This window comes from Rhodococcus sp. P1Y, assembly GCF_003641205.1.
Taxonomy (GTDB): domain Bacteria; phylum Actinomycetota; class Actinomycetes; order Mycobacteriales; family Mycobacteriaceae; genus Rhodococcoides.
In genome coordinates this window covers 993,532-1,012,370 of the sequence record NZ_CP032762.1, presented here as the reverse complement: position 1 = coordinate 1,012,370, position 18,839 = coordinate 993,532, and the positions used below count along the sequence as shown (strand labels likewise).

Genomic DNA, 18,839 nt, shown 5'->3' with positions numbered 1-18,839 from the left:
TGTCAGTCCTTGACCAAACCGCCGTCGACGACGAGGTTCTGACCGGTCACCGACCTGGACCACGGTGACGCGAAAAACAATGATGCGTCGGCGAATTCCTCCGGTGTCACGACGCGCCCGAGCGGGGTCGATGCCGCGATCAGATCGAACACCTCGTCGGGCGTCGCAGCGCTGGCATCGGTGGTGCGAAGCAGACCTCCGGAGACCATGTTGACGGCGATGCCGTCGGCCCCGAGATCCGCTGCAAGAGTTCGTGTCAGCGACAGGAGTGCAGCTTTGGCCGCGGTGTACTCGTGGTAGGGGACCACCGGGTTCTGGAACAAATTGGTACCCACGTTGACGATTCGACCGAATCCGCCTGCACGCATTCCGGGCAGTGCACGTTGCGTGGTGGTCAGCGCACCGCGGACTGCACCCTGGAACTGTGCGTCGAACTGTTCCCACGAGATGGTGTCGGCTTTGGCGCGTGCATCACCGTTGAACGAGAAGTCGGCAAGAGCATTGTTGACGACGGTCGTGACCGTGGTCCCGAAATGCTGCTCGGCGGCGCCGAACAATGCGTCGATCTGTCCGGCGTCGGTGACGTCGGCCCGCACGGCGAGACCACCGATCTCTGCGGCAAGCGCTTCGGCAGAATCTTGACTACGACGGTAGTTCACGACGACGCGTGCGCCCTGGCCTGCGTATGCGCGGGCGATCGCGGATCCGAGTCCGCGGCCTGCTCCGGTGACCAGGACTGTCTGCTCGTCGAAATTCATGCGCGTACCTCTCGCTCGGTCGGGACGTCCGAGCACGAAGTCGCACAGACATTCCTACGCTGGTGTTGGCCAGATCAGGTTCGACGGGTGTGTTCTCAGCCGCATCGGTGCGGCACCCCGTGTCCACGGAAGACTCTAACCCGTATCGCGCGTTCTATTCGTATCTATCCCTGACGCTAGAGATCGATATAGGCTCCTACGATGCCCGATCGCGTGTACGTCGAATACTGGCTCGACGAAAATGTGGTTCTCGTACTGGACAATCGGGTGGTCGAGATCTTCGACGCCACTCACGCGGTCGTATCGGGGACTCCCCGTTGGCACGTGAACCACATCGGAGTGGAAGCAAAGCCCAGGAAGAACGGTGGCCTGCGCATCACGATCGGCGCACGGTTGCCCGACCAATCCCTGTCGTACATCGGTGCACAGGCGGTGCTCGACGTGCCGGAGGACAAGGTCCCGCACGTGCTGGCGTTCTTCGACCGCGCGAAGGAAGCCCGAGCTAGCCGGTGACCACCCAACCGTGCGCCGGCACCGTCACCCAGCCGGACCGCACGGATGCATGCCCAGCGAGGATGTCCCCGGACATGCGATAGTCGACTGCCTCGTCACCGAGATTGAGTGCGACATGCAGTTCGTGCGAACCGTCGTGCGCGCGGTAGAGCATCGCCGTGTTGGTGAGCTCCGCCGTCTCCGTGCGCGCAGTGTGTAACCACGAGTGCCGCCGCCTCAGGCCGATCAACTCCTGATGCAGGTGGTAGGTAGGCCAACCGCTCGGGTCCAGTTGATCCTTGGTCATCGGAAATTCGGGGCGAACATCATCGTCACCGCCGACACGTTCTTCTTTCACGCCGCGGAAACCCTGTTCGTCTCCGTAGTAGATCATCGGAGTGCCCCCGGTCGTGAACAGCACGACGAGCGCGTGCGCCAGATGCCGAGAGTCCTCGACAGTGCTCGCGATTCGGTTGACGTCGTGGTTTCCGACGAACGTCGCCGGGACGAACGTGTCGAGCCAGTCGTTGTGCCGACCGAGCGCATGCGACAGTTCGAAGAAGTTCAGCTCGGAGATACCGCTCCACGTTGCTTTCCACAGCTCGTACTGGGTCACCGAGTCGAGCGAACTGCGCGACACGATCTGCGCATAGTCACCGTGAATGACCTCGCCCAGGAAGTAGGCGTCGGGATGCTTCTCACGTACCCGAGGTACAACCGTGTTCCAGAACGCCGGCGGCACAGCGTATGCCGCGTCCAGACGCCAGGCGTCGGCTCCTCGGTCGAGCCAGTGGTTCATCACCTGGGCGATGAAGTCCTGCACCTCGGGATTGCCGTGGTTCAGGGTGACGAGCTCGTCGTGGCCTTCGAAATTGCGATGGGACGGCCGGTCTCCCGAACGATCGATGTGGAACCAGGATCCTTCGCCGTCGCGCAACTCCTGCTGAAATCTCGGAAACCGTTGGCCGACATGGTTGAAAACGCCGTCGAGCATGATCTTCAGGCCGCGGCTGTGCGCTGCCTCGACCAGCGTATCGAAATCCTCGTCGGTGCCGAGCCTGGAGTCGATGTGCAAATAGTCGACGGTCTCGTACCCGTGCCCTTCCGAGGCAAAAATCGGCCCGAGCGCAATTCCGGAAGCCCCCAATTCGAGGGCGTAGTCCAGCCATTCGACGATCTTGAGCAGCTTGTGTTCCTCGGCCAGCGAGGTTCCGTCCCAGTCGCGCACCGGTGCTCCCGCAAAGCCCAGCGGGTAGACGTGCCACCAGATTGCATGCTCCACCCACGACGGACTCACGCGGTCACCCCCTGGTCACTCCGCAGGCTACGCTCCCGCACCACATCCTGGTCACTCCGCAGGCTACGCTCCCGCACCACGCTCTCGCGGCCGAGTTCAGCTGCCCCCGCATGCCCGGACAAACTGGTGACCAGATCGAATTCGGCCAGGATGCACCGAAGTACGTGCTCCACACCCGCCTGACCGCCCAACGCCAGGCCGTAGAGGAACGGCCTGCCGAGCAGGATTGCGTCGGCGCCGAGCGCCAAGGCTTTCGCCATGTCGGAGCCGGTTCTGACGCCCGAGTCGAAGAGAACCGTCAACTGCTCACCGACGGCATCGACGATCTCCGGCAACGCATCGAGCGAGGCACGGGCACCGTCGATCTGACGGCCACCGTGATTCGACACGACGATGCCGTCGACACCGTGCTCCTGTGCAAGCCGCGCGTCACCGACGGTGCAGATGCCCTTCAGTACGATGGGTCCGTTCCAGTGCTCGCGCAGGAAGGCGAGCTGCGACCAGTTCAAGCCAGGGTTGGGGAACATCTGCGCCCAATGCATCGCTGCTGCAATCGGATTGGCCTCGACAGGCTGATCGAGGCCCGCCTGGAACGCCGGATCGGTCAGGTAGTTCTCGATACCGAGGTTGGCCAGGAACGGGAGGTAACCGCGGTCGAGGTCGGCCGGGCGCCACCCGAGCAATGTGGTGTCGAGGGTCAGCACGAGCGTCGTGAACCCTGTGGCTGCCGCACGTTCCAGAAAGCTCAGCAACACGGATTCGTCGGTCGGCCAGTACAACTGGTACCAGCGCGGCGCATCGCCACCCGCCTGGGCGACCTGCTCGAACGAGTGCGACGCCTGAGTCGAGTGAATGTACGGGACACCGAGGGCGGCGGCAGCCCTGACCGTCGCAAGTTCGCCGTCGGGATGCGCAAGAGTCTGGATTCCGACGGGTGCGATCAGCAGTGGCGCAGGAAGTTCGGTACCGAGCACGGTGGTCGCGTGATCACGCTGGGCCGAACTCCTGAGCATGCGCGGCGCAATACGCCACGCGTCGAACGCAGCTCGATTGGCACGCGCCGTCGACCCGCTGCCCGCGCTCGCGACGATGTATCCGAGCGCCTCGGGCGTCAACCGCGCGGCGGCCTGCTCTTCGAGCTGCGCAAGGTTGGTGGTGATCTCCGGCTTCTGATCGGTGAACATCCCCTGTGCATAGATGCCGATCTGATGGTCACTGAAGTTGGTCGGCCTCGCCTCGGTCATGTTCCGACCCTACCGGCGAGAAGACTCGGTGACCGGCGATCCACCCGTCGAGCAAGGCTCCGCACCGCGCGCGCAACTCGGCCTCGCCGGAAACCAGGTCCTTGGCGATGGCGTCGACCAGGTCCCGGTCCTGCTCGATACCGTCGCGGGCCCAGGCGTCGGCCCAGGACGCGAAGACATCGACGTCGATCTCGGGGTGGAACTGCAGGCCTAGATGCGGCCCCTGGACGAATGCCTGTTGGCCTGCATCGTTACGCGCAATCACCGTGGCACTGTCCGGCGCGAGGAACGTGTCGTCGTGGTACTCCATCCACGGTCCAGGTCCCACCACATCCGGTCGTGTTGTCTCGATGTCGGTGAGTCCGTGCTCGGGAAACTTCGACCGCGCGACGCTTCCGCCGAGCACCCGTGCGAGCAACTGCCCACCGAAGCAGACACCGAGGATCGGAACGTCGCACTCGATGGCTGCTTCCAGGTACGCGATCTCGGGGCCGATCCACGCGGTCTCGCCGTATGCGGCGTCGGGAGATCCCATGACCACGAGCATCGCGGCGCCGTCGAGTGCGGGAGGGGTATCGGTGAGCCCGTAATCGAAGGAATGCACCTCGAGCTGGTAACCGCGGCTTTCCAATTCGGGCACGAGCGTCCCGATGTTGCGGTAGCCCAACTGCGGATCGCGGTCGTGGACGAGCACGACAGCTCGGTTCTTGCTCACAGCACCCCAGATCTTCTCGAACGTGAAACGTCAGGCTACGACAGGACCGAGCCCGGTGCCGGCCTAGCAGCCGCGCACGTCTGCCCGGTTCTGTCGTCCCCGTGCTCTACGGTGTTTTCGTGCCACCACGTCGACGCAAACCTGCAGCCACCACCGCCCGTACCGTCGGGGCAGGTAAGAGCGCAGCCGCCCGCAAGTTCAAGGCGTCGTCGGGTACTGCGTCGACCGCCACCGCGAAGAAGCGCACGACCACCACCCGCAAGAAGGCCGTCCGTAAGACAGCCTCACCCGACCTGCGGCTGCCCGACCCGGGTGAGCGCGTCTGGGTACTCGATGTCCCGTTCGAGGACAGAGCCCTGGCATCGGCGTCGGGAGCACGGTGGCATCCGGGCCCTCGGGTGTTCGCGTACTACGGAACCGAGCTTCCCGACGGGTTGGCCTCGTTCGAGTCGATGCCCTACAGCTTGCAGCGGTGGGTGGAGGACGACGCCAACGAAGAGTGGAGACCTGAGGTCGTACACGAGCGGTCCCTGACACCGCGGGAGACCCAGCTCGAATCGGTGCGCCGACAACTCGGCGCGATGGCCCAGGGGTTCCCGTACTTCGCGCAGATGGACTCGACGGGCCTCGGCAAGACCCTTGCCGTCTGCGAGGCCGTCCGGCAGATGGACGATGCCCTCTCATCGGGTCACTCCGCAGGCTCCGCTCCAGGAGTAGGGACGGTGCTCGTCGTCGCACCCAAAGGCGCCCTGCCTGGCTGGCGTCGAACCATCGCCGATACCGAGGCCGACCTGGCACCCGAGGATCGCAAACGCTGGCTGCTCGTCACGTATCAGTCGACGAAGAAGCTGCTCACGGTTCCCGAGGACACCGATCTGGGCAAGCGAAAGAAGACTCAGAACAAGCGGACCATCACGCTCGGCGAGCTGCGATTCGACATCGACGTCGTCATCGCCGACGAGTCACACGCCCTGATGAACATCGAGTCCCAGCAGTCCCAGATCCTGTGGCGCTACCAGGAGGCCGCGCGGGCCGTGGTGTGGATGTCCGCGACGCCCGGGTACCAACCGATGCACTTCGCCTACATGGCCAGGGCCATCGAGCACAGCCTCGGCGGTGAGGAGATCATCGGCGACGACGAGGCCCTCGGATATGCGGTGACCACGAAATGGGCTGCTTTCCTCGTCGAACAGGGTTTCGCACTCAAAGAGGGCAAGGCCACCACCGGCTTGAAGACATGGCGCTGGGAGCCGGAAGACGCTGCTCGACGCGAACGCGACATCGGCACCATCCACCGCTGGCTTGCCGGTGGCGCTGTGCCGTGGTCCATTTCTCGTCCGTCGCCGCCTACCCCGCGCGAACCACTCGGCCAGGAACTGACTGCGGCCCAGAAGCGCCTCTACAACTCGGCGTGGGTCGACTATCGCAAGGAGCTCGGGCTGCCGCTGTGGAAATCGGTGGGCGGCAAGCGAGTGTTGCAGAAGAACCCGTCGACCCGCGCCGCCACGCTCAGGTTTCGGCAGAAATGTTCGTATTTGCGGATACCGTCGTCCGCCGATCAGGTTCGAGCGTGGGTACGCGACGGCAACCAGGTATTCGTGTCGATGTTCTATCGCGAGTCGGTCTCTTCACTCGCCGAGACGTTGCGCGAGGAAGGACTCGATGTCGCGGTCGTCGACGGAAGCATGAGCAGCGCGGCTCAGGAAACCGAGATCCGACGGTTCCAGACCGGTGCCGCGAGGGTCATCGTCTCCACCACGACGAGCGCTATCAACCTGCATTCGAACGAACTGCTACTACCCGAGCAGAGCACCCGGGTCACTCCGCAAGCTCCGCTCCAGGCAACGTCGACGTCCGCCCCGCGCGTCACGTTGATCCACGATCCCCGGTGGACTCCCATCGACATCCGTCAGATCGAGGGACGCGCCAACCGAATCGACAAGGACCACAACCACACCACGTCGACCTGCTACTACGGCTACGCCGAGGGCACCGTCGAGGAAGAGATGGTGCTGACGGGTATCGAGCGCATCGCCGATCTCGGGTCGATCGTCGGACAGGCCGACCTCATCGACCCCGAGGCGTTCCTGGCGGCGCGCGCCGAGCAGTAGCGGCTTCGCCGCCCGTGCGCGAACAATTACCGCCCGACGTAACTACCCACTCACGACCCCCTGATCTGGTCGTGAGTGGGTAATTACCGCGGAAGGTTATTACGCGCGCACGGGCGAGTCAGCGCACGAACGGCATGACCTGGCGAACCTTGGGATCACGCAGGTAGAGCGCACCCCAGACGACGACGCCCACATATACGGCGAACAGCACTGTGCTGAACAGCGGCTTGTCGACGCGCCAGTTTGTGAGGACCGCGCCGCCCAGGTAGCCGGTCAGCAGGACCGCGCCGAGGAACGCCGTACGCGGCAGCAGATACAACGCTAGCGATACGAGAAGTACGACGCCGATGACGGGCGTCATCTCCTCGCGCAGACCGAGATCTACCGTCGCATCCTTGACCTGCTGGACGTTGATCAGCTTGGTGACTCCGTCGAAGAGCAGAAAGATCGCCAGCAGTGCCGTCAACACCCATCCGATGCGGGCGGCGGTGCGCGAGTTGGCCGTAGGGGTGATCGTCGTAGTCATTGTCTTCTCCGATGTTCGTGAGTGTGTGCCTGTATCGACACACCCCACACGTAAAAGTCATCGGAGCGAGGATCCTACGTTCCCAGTTCGCCCGAAATGTCCGCAGCGGCAAGCATCGACACCAACAGCGGCACAACCTTCTTCGCGGCTATCCGGTAGTCACCCCGGCCATGCTGCTCGACGACGTTGGCCGCGCCGAGGACCTTCAAGTGGTGATACACCTGACCCGTCGACCCGAGTCCGACCGACTCGTGCAGATCCGACGCGTTCGCCGGTCCCCGAAGCAGCGTCCGTACGATGCGCAATCGCGCAGGATGTCCAAGCGCGGCCAGGATCTCGGCTGTGCGATGCGTAGAGAATTCCAGGATCCCGTCGGGCGAATAACCGATATCCCACTTGACGTTTCCGTCGAGGTGCACCTCACCCTGGTACGCCACCATCCCGCCGGTGAAAGTCTCGCGGTCACCGGCCGACGCGCCACCTTCGAGTTCGGCTACGCGCGCTTCCAGCTCTGCCAGTCTGCCCTCGAACTGCTCGCTCACACGACGCAGGCTATCCGGTCGAGAACATCGGACGACTGCATGGCTTCGATGATGAGTGCCTGCTGATAGACCACACCCGCCATCGCGGCCTCGTACCGGTCGGCAGGCAGACCGTCCGTCAGCCAGACCGCGGTAGCGACGGAGCCGTCGTCTCGGCGAAGTTCGAATCCCTGCGCCAGCATTCCCGGCAGATTGCCTCCCTTGAATCCCATGCTCTCTGCGCCGTCCGGGGCCTCCTGGTATTCGAGCTGCCCGAGAGCGATATCGGATCCGTCGCCGAAGCTGCCGTCGGTGAACGCCCGGTACATTCCGTTCAGTTGGGCGGCCGAGCCACCCGCGGTCAGATTCTGCACGCGATCGGTCTGCTGCTCGTAGCTCGGCAACTCCAGGCCTGCCGATACGTCGATACGGAACTGCGGATCGGAAGCCCAACGGTTGGCCGTCGCCCAACGGTCTCCCTCGGCGAGCTCGGGGTCGATTATCGAGAGCAAGCTGGTGACGAGTGACGGTGGCTGAAAATCTTCCCAGCCCCCTGCGGCTGCGGCGTCGACGAGGGCGTCGTCACCGAGGCGGCTTCTCAGGTAGTCGGGTACCGCGTTGTCGCTTTCCTGGATCATTGCCGTCACCATGTCTTCCAGCCGGACAGTCGCATTCGGGTCCGTTGCGACGGATCCGTCGTTTGCTATACCGAGCCGATTCAGGGCCACCGGGTGGACACCCCCGTCCGTTCCCGGCACGTACCAGCGTTCCCACTCCAGTACCGGAACCTGCTCGTTCGGATCGAGTTCGCCCGCAGCGACCGCGCGCGCATAGGCACCCAGGTGAACCACCTTGACCGCCGACGCCAACGGCTGCACCTCCTCGGGCCGATGCTCGACGGTTCGGCCCCTGCCGTCGTCGATCACCAGACTCACCGTCTCGGGAGCTTGGTCGATGAGACCGATCCAGCCGTCCTCGGTATTCAGGTCCGTGGAGGTGACGGGGGCGCACTCTGCGGAAGTCTGGGTCTCGGCAGACTGGGACTCGGCGGGCGACGTGGCCGAGGAGCACCCACCTATTACCAAGGCGGCAGCGCAGGTGGCGGACAGGACGGTAGTGCGGCGCATAAGAACCCCTCGCATCTGTTATTCCGTAATTACGGAATACCGTATTAGCAACCCGAATTATGCGCAATGGGAACATACGTTCGATGTCGTGTTACGGTAATCGAGCCGTCCGAGAGCTTCGGTTCCGGACGGTCCAACTTGATTCAGACGGGTGTCCAGCTTCAGGCGGTGTCGAGCGTGAGTACACCGGGAAGCGCCTCCGACCAGGGTGAGGACACCAGCGCAACCCTCCATCGATTGGGCGATCGATGGGTCGAGAGCGCGCCGACCCGGTGCGCTCGCGGTCATGCTCTCGGCCCGCGAACCGTGCTGGTCGGGTCGAGAGCATGCTCGTGCGGACGTGGTCATCACCGCACGCATGCCTGCAGTACCTGCGGCGACATCACGTTCAGCCCGCCCCTCGGCCCTCGTTGCTCGGACGCTAGTTTCGACGCGCGCGGCGCCGACCAGGGCATATGAGAACGCATGTCCGAGTTGGTGGAGAATCGAGGCATGGAGAGCAATGCCGGGGACTGCGTGAACGCCGTCGACCCCATCCCCGAACTCGATCGATCCGACTTCGATCGGCTGCGACACGACTTCACCCGCTTCATGATGAGCTACAAGTTCGGCATCGACGAGCTGATGACCAAGATCAATGTCTTGAAGGAGGAGTTCACCCACATTCATCGGTACAGTCCGATCGAACACGTCGGGTCGCGACTCAAAACGCCCGAGAGCATCATCACCAAAGCCCGTCGCAAGAACAGCCCCCTCACGCTCGACGATATCCGCAAGAACATCGTCGATATCGCAGGCATCAGAATCACGTGCAGTTTCATCTCGGACACGTACCGAATCGCGGACATGATCGGGAGCCAGTCCGATGTACGCATACTCGAGGTCAAGGATTACATCGCGAATCCGAAACCCAACGGCTACAAGAGTCTTCACCTGATCGTCGAGATTCCCGTGTTCATGAGCGACCGGGTTCAGCCGGTACCCGTCGAGCTCCAGATCCGCACCATCGCCATGGATTTCTGGGCCAGCCTCGAGCACAAGATCTTCTACAAGTACGACGGTACGATCCCGACGCCACTACTCGCCGAGCTCACCGAAGCCGCGGACAGCGCAAACCGCCTCGACGTGACGATGGAACGCCTGCACGACGAAGTCGCCGAAATCAAGAGCGACAAATCTGGCGACGCCATTCACCTCAACGCAATGCCGCCGATGGCCCTGCCGCGCGAGTTGCTCGTTGCGATGCTGGAGCGCGGTACGACGCTGTGAGCTTCACACACTGATGGCCTCGTAATGACCGTTGGCTCTAGCTCGAGCCCTAGAAATAGCTAGATTCCTCTACAGACGTTCGATCAACCTCATTGCGTCGAACGGCGCGTAGCCCTTCACGTCGTTGTCGAAGTAGGCGAACACATCGAGCTTCGACTTGACCCACTGCTCGATACGCCCCGCCCATCGGTCGAGGGCTGCGTCGTCGTAGCCACTCGCGTACAACTCCTCGGAGCCGTGTAGTCGCAGGTAGACGAAGTTCGAGGTCACTTGGTCCACGAGGGGATACTTGCCTCCGGAGTCGGCGAGAACGAACGCGACATCATGATCGCGCAACAGACCTATCGCCTCGGCTGTATCGAAGCTGGGGTGCCGCACTTCCATTGCATGACGCAGGGGGCGATCGCCGTCGACGACGAGACTCACTCTGTCGTCAGGGAGCTTGTCGTCACGCCGACCTGCCAGCGTCACCGCTTCCGTCGTCGTTCGCGGCAGGAGTTCGAAGAAGGCAGCCATCTTGGCCGCGTCGAACTGGAAGTTGGGCGGCAGCTGCCAGAGCACGGGACCGAGTTTGCTGCCGAGGCCGAGCACACCTGTCGCAAAGAAATTGGCGAGCGCTGCTTCGACGTCGACGAGCCGCTTGACGTGGGTGACGTAGCGCCCGCCCTTGACAGCGAACACGAAATTCTCGGGAGTCTCGTCGCGCCACTTCACGTAACTCGACGGCTTCTGCATGGCGTAGAAGGTGCCGTTGATCTCGATCGAGGACAATCGCTCCGACGCATACTCGAGCTCGCGCCGATGCGCGAGACCCTTCGGGTAGAAGTCCCCGCGCCACGGCGCGTAGGTCCATCCGGAGATGCCGATCCGAACCTCCGGTGCGCGCCTGCGGGGTGCCATGAAGGACAGCCTAGATCCACACACCCGGACATATCCGGGACGATCGGTAGCCTGGAGAGAGTGAAAGCCGTCCCGACCATCGGATCCCTACTGCTTGCCTGCGTCCTCGTCGGCGCCGACGCGGTAGCAGGCACTCCCGAGGCCCGCACCCAAGCGTCGGCGACGGCTGTTCCGGCATTGGGATTGACCGCCGTGCCCGTCCCGGTGACGGCCGAGATGGTGTCGGGGGTGACCGACGGAGTGCACGTCGGCGACGAGGCCACGGGGCCCGAGGCACGCACCACCGCGTGGGACGAGTACCCCTACCTTCGGTACACCGCTACCTTCGGCCCCGACGTCACATCTGCCGAATTGTCCTGGCAGGGAACATCGGTGAACACCAACGACCTCGCCCTTCATGTTCTCGACCCCGCCACAGGGGAGTGGGGCCCCGCATTGGCGACAGCACGCCCTGACACCGCAGGCGGCGTCGTCGATCTGGCCGCGGAAGTCACCGATATCGACGGCCCAGTCGAAGTGATGATCATCGACAGCCCCCGTGCCGATCGTGCGTTCGCCGACGACAACGCTTCTGCGGATGGCACATTCGCCGAACCGGGGACGTACGACTTTGCGCTGCAACACATCAGCGACACCCAATACATCTCGCGGGACGACCCGACCGTGTACGACGACATGACGCAGTGGACAGTCGACAACGCCGAGAAGTACGGCATCGACTACAGCATGCACACCGGCGACATCATTCAGAGCTGGATCAGCCCCGGACGGCCGGATACCCAGTCGCGCATCGAATTCGAGGCCGCGAGCGAGTCCATGAAACGCCTGGAGGATGCCGGGGTTCCGCACGGCGTCCTACCTGGCAACCACGACAATCTCTGGAACGTCGCGGGCAAACTCGTACCGGGTATGCACGAGGAGAATCACGCGCTGTACAACGAGTACTTCGGCCCGGACCGTTATCGCGACCAGCCGTGGTGGGGTGACTCGTTCACATCCGAGGACAATTCTGCGCACTACGATCTGCTCGACATCGCCGGTGCGAAATTTCTGATGCTCTACATCGGATACAACCCGCCCGAGAAAGTCATGAAGTGGGCAGAGCAGGTACTCGACGACCATCCGGACCGGAACGTCGTGATCGGTACCCACTACTACCTCGACGAGGGCGGCGAGAAGAAGCTGATGGCGTTCGGAGACATCGGTGCAAGCTCGGGTCAACAGATCTGGAATCGCTTGGTCAAGCCGTATGAATCCGTCTTCCTTGTCCTGTCCGGACATGTGGACGGCCAAGCCACTGTCGTCGATCGCGACGTCGACGACACCGGCCGAACCGTCGTACAACTGTTGGCCGACTACCAGTATTTCGAGGTCGAGGGCGAGAGGGCAACAGGATTCCAGCGCCTGCTTCAGTTCGATATCGATGGCGAGACCCTCGCAGTGACGACCCACTCACCCGCACTCGACAGATTCGACGTCGAGAACTTCGATCCCCGTCGCCGATTCGTGCCCGAGGACGGCGAATTCGTCACCGATTTCACGTTGCGGGCGGATGTGCCGCGAGCCGTCAGCGCGCGATAGCGTCACGCGGTGAGGTGAGCGCGGGGGCGAGCGTTGCCATGGCCAGCTCGAACGCTGCATCGACGCGGTCGACGTCCCCGGTCGCAACAAGGTCGAGGTGTAGCCCTCTCAGTACTGCCAACACCAGGGTGGCCATCTGGCGCGCGGCGGCAGGCTCGACTCCATCGCCGATCAGCGGGGCCTCGATCTGCGGTAGCCAGTCGGTGACGATCGACCCGGTGAACCATCTGTATTGATCCGGGTGATGGGCGGCCAGGCCGAAAAGCTCGAACAGCACCCGGAACTGCCTGCCCTGCGCCGGCTCCAGCCATCGCCGCCAGAGCGTGCGCAGCGTCTGCTCCGGGGTGAGGCCGACGAGCTCGGGGTCTTCGCGAAGAGTCCTCAGCAGGTCCTCGTTGATGGTGCGGGTGATCTCCTCGACCAGCGCCTCCTTCGACCCGAACTGTCGCACCACTGTCGCGATCGTGACGCCCATCGCCGATGCCAGTGGCCGCAGGGTCAGATCGGAGACGCCTCGGTCGAGGACGTACTGGGTGGCGGCGGCCACCAATTCCGGTCGCCGATGCGCCCAGCGAGCGGAGCGACCGTCGACCGTCGCGTCGTGCTCCTCGTCTCCTCGATCCATATGGCTACCTTATCGGCGCAGTATCAAAATCGACCGATTGCCAAATCGACCGATCCGTGTAGATTCACGACTATGTCCAACCGTCACGTCGTCCTTGTTCATGGCACTTGGGGTCGGGGTACTCCCACATGGTGGGGTTCCGCCTCGCAGGCCTTCACCGACCGCGGGTTCACCGTCCACACCCCGACCCTGCGCCACCATGAACTCCCTCGCGACGAAGGTGCTCCGCTGATCGCGGGCTTGAGTCTTCTCGACTACACCGACGATCTCGTCGCGCTTTGCCGATCCCTCGATTCCCCACCTCTGGTAGTTGGACTCTCGATGGGCGGATTACTGGTACAGCTGGTCGCAGCGCGCACCCCGACCGCAGGTGTCGTCGCCGCAGCGCCTGCACCCGCAGCGGGCATCTTCGCCGTGTACCCGACGATGATCCGCCTGTTCGGGACGCACTTCTTCCACCCCAGCGCGCCGTGGCGTCGACCGCTGATGCCCACCATGACCCGCTTCAAGGTCATCGCACAACACCAGCCGCTCCAACATGTTCGTGAACTGTTCGATGGCGCAGTCGCCGAATCAGGGCGGGCGTACTGCGAGATGAGCTTTCCGTATCTCGACCGCCGTCACGCGGCGACCGTCGACTTCGCCGCAGTAGACGCACCTGTTCTCGTGATCGGTGCCGAACAGGACAGAGCGGTGAACCGACGAATCCCTCGCACGACCGCACGGCGCTACCGCGATGCTGACCATGTCGAGATACCGGGTGCAGATCATGCACTGTTCGACGAGCCCTTCCTCACTCCAACCATGGCCGCAATCGACGGGTGGCTGACGGAAAGGGCGGTCTTCGCATGAACTCGGTCCGACGTCGATGTCCTTGTTCGGGTCCGCCTCATTTCGATGCCTGAAGTTCGACGTGGAGATAACGTCGAGTGGTGCGTACCGCTGAGGATCTGGTCACCGCTGTTCAGGGCTCGCCCGACGCCGTGACAGTTCACGACAAAGCTGCGTGGGTGGGTCTCTACGCCCGGAACGGGGAAGTCAACGACCCGGTCGGGTCCAAGCCGCACCGGGGCGTCGACGCGATTGGACGCTTCTACGACACCTTCATCTCGCCGAACACAATCAATTTTCACGTCGAGAACGACGTCGTCTCGGGGATGTCCGTCGTACGCGATTTGTCCCTCGAGACGATCATGTCCACCGGAGCCGTGCTGAACGTACCGATGCACCTGCGCTACGACCTTGTAGAGGAGAACGGGGTTCTGAAAATTTGGCGCTTGGCAGCGCATTGGGAACTGCAATCCATGATCAGGCAGTTGTTGGGTGCCGGTACCCGTGGCCTGTCCGCGTCGGCCAAGCTGACTCCTCAGCTCGTGTCGAACCAAGGCGTGCGCGGGGTTCTCGGTTTCATGGGTGGGCTTCGCAGCGTCGGCGCACGAGGGAAGACGGCGGCGCTCGACGTTCTTCGCGACCCACGATGCCCCGTCAGAGACGCATCCGGTGAATCGTTGTCCCCAGACGTGCTGCGCGGAGCGACCTACCGAAAGTTGTTGGCAGCCGGACGAATTGTCAGCGCTTCTGCGGAACTGGAATCCGGCCCAGGCGTTGTGTTCGTCGAATTCTCGCGCGCATCCTTGGCGGTCGACTCAGTCACGGTGTTCGCACCTTCGCGAAATACCTGAGCACTCGACGATGCCGGTCGCTGGACGTGGCCGAATGTTTGTGAAGCAAAGGATCTTTCATAAGTTCGGATGGGAACGTACGTTCGAAAACTTGTCGGTGGGTCGGGCTAGATTGATCTCATGCTTTCGGGGGATAGCGCTTCGGTCGACGAAGCCAACACAGCAGCAGGGGATATCGCCGATCTGACGATCGGTGGGGTGGTCACGGCCGGCGAAGCGGTGACGGCGGGGGAAGCGGTAACGGTTGGCGACTCAGTCACGGCTGGCGATGCTGCCGTGCTGCCGGATGCGGCTGCTGAACCCGCCGGTGACGACGCCGGTGCGGGTGAGACCTCCGAGCTGAGTGGTGTTGCAGTCGAACCCGATTCGATCAGCACGGAGGATCCAGCTGAATCGGAGGAGGCTGGGTCGGAGGAGGCTGAAGTGGAGGAGGCTGGGTCGGAGGATCAGGCTGAAGCGGAGGGGGATGCTCTGCCGGATGGGGAGGCGGGGTCGGTGAAGCCGGATCCGATGACCGCCTGGGCACAATCGTGGTCCACCAACCGCGACGGCCGCGACGGAGTCGTACCGGTCACCGAACTCGACCTGACCGCGACACCGGTGATCGACGCACCCGGCCTCGCACGCGTCATCGCAGACCTCGAAGCAAGCATCACCCGACTCGGACAGATACAAACGATGGCCCTGACCAACAGTGACCGCCGAGCCCTGCTGATGCGCACCGAAACCATGACCCGAACCCTGTTCGGATACTCCCACACCTGGATCGCCGACCTCATCGACCAACACGGACTCGACGGCATCTACGGATCGATCCCCGAAGCACTCGCCGTCCTCCTACGACTGTCGATGAAACAATCCGGACAACGCATCCTGATGGCCGAACAATTCGGCGAACGCACCACCCTCACCGGCGAACGCCTCCCACCACACCTACCCGCCACCACCCACGCCGCCGAAAACGGAATCATCGGCGAAGAACACCAACAGATCATCCGCAAATTCTTCAAAAGACTCGGCACCAAAGTCGACACCGACACCGCCGAGCACGCCGAACAACAACTGGTGCAACTCGCCCGGGACCTACTACCCGACGCGTTCACCGTCGCCGCCCGCCGCCTCTACGACATCCTCGACCCCGACGGCGACCTCGACAAAGAATCCGTCGCCGACCGCACCTACCTCTACCTCGACGACCCCGACGCCGCAGGACTGAGCACCGGCAGATTCCGCTGCGACGCCGAATTCCGCGCCTACCTCGAAGCCGCATTCAGCAAATGGGCCAAACCCGGCATGTGCAACCCCGCCGACACCACCCCCCTCATCGACGAACCCAACACCAACGAACCCGACACCAACAGCGGCCCCGACAACACAGAGCCGAGCTTGTTCGACACACCCACCGGCGACAACACAGACAGCTCCGGTGGCGACGGATCGAGCGACGAGCCGGGCGACAGTTCGGGCGACGATGACGCCGTCGAGGGCGAGGATGCCGAAGCCGAAGCCGATACCGAACGAGCCCAACGAGACCGACGCGGCCTCGGACGACGCCAACACGACGCCCTCAAAACCATCCTGAGACAAATGCTCGCCTCCGGACAACTCGGCCAACACCGAGGACTACCCGTCACCGCCGTCATCACCATGACACTCAACGAACTCGAAACAGCCACCGGACACGCCATCACCGCCACTGGATCCACCATCGCCATCCGCGACGCCATCCGCATGGCCACCCACGCCCACCACTACCTCGTCATCTTCGACGACCGCACCGGCAGACCCCTGCACCTCGCCCGCACCAAACGCCTCGCCACACCCGACCAACGCATCGTCCTCATCGCCGCCGACCGAGGCTGCACCTTCCCCGGCTGCACCCGACCCGCCACCTACTCCCAAACCCACCACATCGACGAATGGGCCGACGGCGGCAACACCGACATCGACACACTCACCTTCGGCTGCGACATCCACCACCCCCTCGTCGGAAAAACCGACACCGATTGGGCCACCACCAAAGCCGAACCCGACCACCCCTACCCCGGCCGCACCCTCTGGCACCCACCCACCACACTCGACCCCCACAGACACGGAACCATCAACCACTACCACCACCCAAACGAATACATCCACCCCTCCGACACACCCCTGCCCGGCATGCCCAGCACCCAACCCACAACCAACACCCCACCACCGGACCCCGAGAACCAGACCACCGAGAACCCGGAACCCCCGAACCAGGCGCACCACCCACCTGACACAAGGGGAGTGGCGACCCGACCCGCAGAACCGGTCGCCACCCGGGAACCACCCCCACCAGCCCCACACACAGGGCACCTGCACCCAGCGGCACAGAAAGCACCACCTGTGCCGCCCACAGCCATGCCCGAAGAAAAGACACAACCAGGCGGCACCTGCGGGTTCCGCCGGATGCCCTCGTTTCCGTCCCGGTGGGGCCATAATCGTTACCTATGCAGGTGGCGAGCCGAGCGGCGTTCCTCATTGCGCTGACGGTCGCTGCCTCAGCTCTCGCGGCTCCGTTGGCACCCGGTGTACTCGATAAGACCGACTCACCTGCTGCCCTCGTCGGTCAACCTGCCCCACCTCCGCCCCTCCCGCAGCCCAGCTACCACCCGCTGCCCCGCTCACCCCCGAGCAGATCTCGGCGCGAGTGAATCCGACCGTCGTCACGATCGCTGCCGAGTTCGGGCTCTACGGAGTCGCGGGGACCGGGTTCGTCGTCGGATCTGATGGGCTCGTCCTTACCAACTTCCATGTGATCGAACAGGCGTCCGACGTGACCGCAGTGCATGCGGGCAACGGACTGATCTACGACGCGTCGATACTCGGGTACGACAGATCGCGAGACCTTGCAGTCCTGCAGCTGACGACGGCCGCGAACCTTGAGGTGGCGGCCATAGGATCGTCCGCTGACCTTGCCGTCGGCGATGCGGTCACCGCGATTGGGAATGCCTCGGGCGCAGGCGTTCTCGTGCCGGCACCGGGGACCGTCGTCGCGCTGGATCGTTCCGTGACTGCTCAAAGTTCGGTCGACGGATCTCGTAACGACCTGACCGGACTGATCCAGGTCGACGCCGACGTTCGGCCGGGGGACTCAGGGGGGCCACTCGTCGACGCGTGGGGCAACGTCGTCGGGGTGGACGCAGCGGGACTGTCGGACGAGGCGCGCGCAACACAGGCACCCGAGGCCTATGCAATCCCCATCGACGAGGCGATGGCCGTCGTCGAGCAAGTTCGCACCGGAGAATCGGCAGGCACCGTCCACGTCGGTCCGACGCCCTACTTGGGTATCGGCGTCCGCGACGTATCGGCGTTCCGAACAACGGGACCATCGCAGGGCGCGGCTGTGGCGTCGGTCCAATCCGACTCGCCCGCCGAACGCGCCGGACTGATTCAGGGCGACGTGATCGTCTCGATCGACGGCCTACCGGTGCGCACATCCGACGAGCTCACGCGGGGGATGATCGGACGTAGGCCTGGTGACATCGTCCGTCTGGAGTGGGTCACCGACACAGGGGTTCGCCAGAATCAGTCGGTGACCCTCGAACTCGGCACGCCCACAGCGTAATCAGGCCTCGAGTACAGCCAGAACGTTGCCTGCGGGGTCGGTGAACCACGCGATGAGCGGGCCGCCGTGCCGAAAGATTCCGCGCTCGTCGGTCCCCATGTCCGGATACTGCTGGAATACGACGCCTTTGGCGATCAGCGCGTCGACGGCGGCATCGATATCGGCGACGGGGAAGTTCAAGATCGTGTACGGCGCAGGTCGGTGACTCTCCCGTGGGTAGATCAACACCTCCACGGACTCGCTCAACTGGAGGTGTATCAGTCCCATCTCGCCATCGACGACGGTCAGCCCGAGCGTCTCGGCATAAAACGTTCGGGCCTTGTCGATGTCGTCGACGGCGAATCCGGAGAACGGCGGGCGGGTGAGCTGGAGAGTCGTCATGCGGCCGATTGTTCACCC

18 protein-coding genes and 1 riboswitch are annotated in these 18,839 nt (G+C 63.6%); of the genes, 8 read left to right on the top strand and 10 right to left on the bottom strand.

Going from position 1 to position 18,839, the window contains the following annotated elements; all coding sequences use genetic code 11:
* Positions 1-2: 2 nt before the first annotated feature.
* Positions 3-758 carry a 3-oxoacyl-ACP reductase gene (locus D8W71_RS04780; RefSeq protein WP_121111451.1) on the bottom strand — a complete coding sequence of 252 codons (756 nt, stop codon included), beginning with the start codon at positions 756-758 and terminating at the stop codon, positions 3-5.
* Between the two features lie 34 nt (positions 759-792).
* Positions 793-888, bottom strand: a riboswitch (TPP riboswitch).
* 71 nt (positions 889-959) lie between these two features.
* Between D8W71_RS04780 and D8W71_RS04775 the strand changes: the two genes are divergently transcribed.
* Complete coding sequence (locus D8W71_RS04775; RefSeq protein WP_121111449.1) at positions 960-1,271, top strand: hypothetical protein; 312 nt, start codon at positions 960-962, stop codon at positions 1,269-1,271.
* Here D8W71_RS04775 and D8W71_RS04770 read toward each other — a convergent pair.
* From D8W71_RS04770 to D8W71_RS04760, 3 genes are read right to left on the bottom strand one after another with little or no spacing between them, the layout of a single operon-like run.
* On the bottom strand, positions 1,261-2,547 hold the full coding sequence (locus tag D8W71_RS04770; RefSeq protein ID WP_121111447.1) for an alpha-amylase family glycosyl hydrolase: 1,287 nt from the start codon (positions 2,545-2,547) through the stop codon (positions 1,261-1,263). The two genes, D8W71_RS04775 and D8W71_RS04770, sit on opposite strands and share 11 nt — an antisense overlap.
* On the bottom strand, positions 2,544-3,791 hold the full coding sequence (locus D8W71_RS04765; RefSeq protein ID WP_236077716.1) for an alpha-hydroxy-acid oxidizing protein: 1,248 nt from the start codon (positions 3,789-3,791) through the stop codon (positions 2,544-2,546). Before D8W71_RS04765 ends, D8W71_RS04770 begins: the two co-directional genes overlap by 4 nt.
* Positions 3,760-4,506, bottom strand: a complete 747-nt coding sequence (locus D8W71_RS04760; protein WP_236077715.1) for a type 1 glutamine amidotransferase — start codon at positions 4,504-4,506, stop codon at positions 3,760-3,762. The genes D8W71_RS04765 and D8W71_RS04760 overlap by 32 nt, the downstream gene beginning before the upstream one ends.
* A gap of 119 nt (positions 4,507-4,625) precedes the next feature.
* Here D8W71_RS04760 and D8W71_RS04755 point away from each other — a divergent pair, with 119 nt between their 5' ends.
* Positions 4,626-6,617: a helicase-related protein gene (locus D8W71_RS04755; RefSeq protein ID WP_201265252.1), complete on the top strand. Its 1,992-nt coding sequence runs from the start codon at positions 4,626-4,628 to the stop codon at positions 6,615-6,617.
* Positions 6,618-6,735: 118 nt separating this feature from the next.
* Here D8W71_RS04755 and D8W71_RS04750 read toward each other — a convergent pair whose 3' ends face one another.
* From D8W71_RS04750 to D8W71_RS04740, 3 genes are all read right to left on the bottom strand, one after another.
* Complete coding sequence (locus tag D8W71_RS04750; protein ID WP_121111441.1) at positions 6,736-7,143, bottom strand: DoxX family protein; 408 nt, start codon at positions 7,141-7,143, stop codon at positions 6,736-6,738.
* A gap of 74 nt (positions 7,144-7,217) precedes the next feature.
* Positions 7,218-7,685: an ArsR/SmtB family transcription factor gene (locus D8W71_RS04745; protein ID WP_121111439.1), complete on the bottom strand. Its 468-nt coding sequence runs from the start codon at positions 7,683-7,685 to the stop codon at positions 7,218-7,220.
* Positions 7,682-8,791, bottom strand: coding sequence for a serine hydrolase (locus D8W71_RS04740; RefSeq protein ID WP_121111438.1), 1,110 nt, complete (start codon positions 8,789-8,791; stop codon positions 7,682-7,684). The genes D8W71_RS04745 and D8W71_RS04740 overlap by 4 nt, the downstream gene beginning before the upstream one ends.
* Positions 8,792-9,382: 591 nt before the next feature.
* On the opposite strand from D8W71_RS04740, the gene D8W71_RS04730 reads away from it, so the two are divergent.
* Positions 9,383-10,060, top strand: a complete 678-nt coding sequence (locus tag D8W71_RS04730; protein ID WP_236077903.1) for a GTP pyrophosphokinase — start codon at positions 9,383-9,385, stop codon at positions 10,058-10,060.
* A 69-nt stretch (positions 10,061-10,129) separates the two neighbouring features.
* Here the strand turns inward: D8W71_RS04730 and D8W71_RS04725 are convergent, their stop codons facing one another.
* Complete coding sequence (locus tag D8W71_RS04725; RefSeq protein ID WP_121111432.1) at positions 10,130-10,960, bottom strand: DUF72 domain-containing protein; 831 nt, start codon at positions 10,958-10,960, stop codon at positions 10,130-10,132.
* 60 nt (positions 10,961-11,020) lie between these two features.
* Here D8W71_RS04725 and D8W71_RS04720 point away from each other — a divergent pair, with 60 nt between their 5' ends.
* Entirely contained in the window at positions 11,021-12,541 is a 1,521-nt protein-coding gene (locus D8W71_RS04720; RefSeq protein WP_121111430.1) for a metallophosphoesterase, read from the top strand.
* On the opposite strand, the gene D8W71_RS04715 is transcribed toward D8W71_RS04720, so the two are convergent.
* The gene (locus D8W71_RS04715; protein WP_121111428.1) at positions 12,528-13,166 is read right to left on the bottom strand and encodes a TetR/AcrR family transcriptional regulator; all 639 of its coding nucleotides are present in this window, start codon (positions 13,164-13,166) and stop codon (positions 12,528-12,530) included. The two genes, D8W71_RS04720 and D8W71_RS04715, sit on opposite strands and share 14 nt — an antisense overlap.
* Before the next feature lie 72 nt (positions 13,167-13,238).
* Here D8W71_RS04715 and D8W71_RS04710 point away from each other — a divergent pair, with 72 nt between their 5' ends.
* The 4 genes from D8W71_RS04710 to D8W71_RS04695 all read left to right on the top strand — a co-directional run bounded on the left by D8W71_RS04710 (position 13,239) and on the right by D8W71_RS04695 (position 18,440).
* Positions 13,239-14,018 carry an alpha/beta hydrolase gene (locus tag D8W71_RS04710; RefSeq protein ID WP_121111426.1) on the top strand — a complete coding sequence of 260 codons (780 nt, stop codon included), beginning with the start codon at positions 13,239-13,241 and terminating at the stop codon, positions 14,016-14,018.
* Positions 14,019-14,095: 77 nt separating this feature from the next.
* Entirely contained in the window at positions 14,096-14,848 is a 753-nt protein-coding gene (locus D8W71_RS04705) for a nuclear transport factor 2 family protein (protein WP_121111424.1), read from the top strand.
* Positions 14,849-14,968: 120 nt separating this feature from the next.
* Positions 14,969-17,362 carry a DUF222 domain-containing protein gene (locus D8W71_RS04700; RefSeq protein ID WP_236077714.1) on the top strand — a complete coding sequence of 798 codons (2,394 nt, stop codon included), beginning with the start codon at positions 14,969-14,971 and terminating at the stop codon, positions 17,360-17,362.
* Between the two features lie 160 nt (positions 17,363-17,522).
* Positions 17,523-18,440, top strand: coding sequence for a S1C family serine protease (locus D8W71_RS04695; RefSeq protein ID WP_236077713.1), 918 nt, complete (start codon positions 17,523-17,525; stop codon positions 18,438-18,440).
* Here the strand turns inward: D8W71_RS04695 and D8W71_RS04690 are convergent, their stop codons facing one another.
* Complete coding sequence (locus D8W71_RS04690; protein ID WP_121111422.1) at positions 18,441-18,821, bottom strand: VOC family protein; 381 nt, start codon at positions 18,819-18,821, stop codon at positions 18,441-18,443.
* Positions 18,822-18,839: the final 18 nt, after the last annotated feature.

Coding starts and splice junctions, on each gene's coding strand:
- D8W71_RS04780 (WP_121111451.1), bottom strand. CDS start 758: ATGAATTTCGACGAGCAGACAGTCCTGGTCACCGGAGCAGGCCGCGGA.
- D8W71_RS04775 (WP_121111449.1), top strand. CDS start 960: ATGCCCGATCGCGTGTACGTCGAATACTGGCTCGACGAAAATGTGGTT.
- D8W71_RS04765 (WP_236077716.1), bottom strand. CDS start 3,791: ATGACCGAGGCGAGGCCGACCAACTTCAGTGACCATCAGATCGGCATC.
- D8W71_RS04750 (WP_121111441.1), bottom strand. CDS start 7,143: ATGACTACGACGATCACCCCTACGGCCAACTCGCGCACCGCCGCCCGC.
- D8W71_RS04740 (WP_121111438.1), bottom strand. CDS start 8,791: ATGCGCCGCACTACCGTCCTGTCCGCCACCTGCGCTGCCGCCTTGGTA.
- D8W71_RS04730 (WP_236077903.1), top strand. CDS start 9,383: ATGATGAGCTACAAGTTCGGCATCGACGAGCTGATGACCAAGATCAAT.
- D8W71_RS04725 (WP_121111432.1), bottom strand. CDS start 10,960: ATGGCACCCCGCAGGCGCGCACCGGAGGTTCGGATCGGCATCTCCGGA.
- D8W71_RS04715 (WP_121111428.1), bottom strand. CDS start 13,166: ATGGATCGAGGAGACGAGGAGCACGACGCGACGGTCGACGGTCGCTCC.
- D8W71_RS04710 (WP_121111426.1), top strand. CDS start 13,239: ATGTCCAACCGTCACGTCGTCCTTGTTCATGGCACTTGGGGTCGGGGT.
- D8W71_RS04700 (WP_236077714.1), top strand. CDS start 14,969: ATGCTTTCGGGGGATAGCGCTTCGGTCGACGAAGCCAACACAGCAGCA.
- D8W71_RS04690 (WP_121111422.1), bottom strand. CDS start 18,821: ATGACGACTCTCCAGCTCACCCGCCCGCCGTTCTCCGGATTCGCCGTC.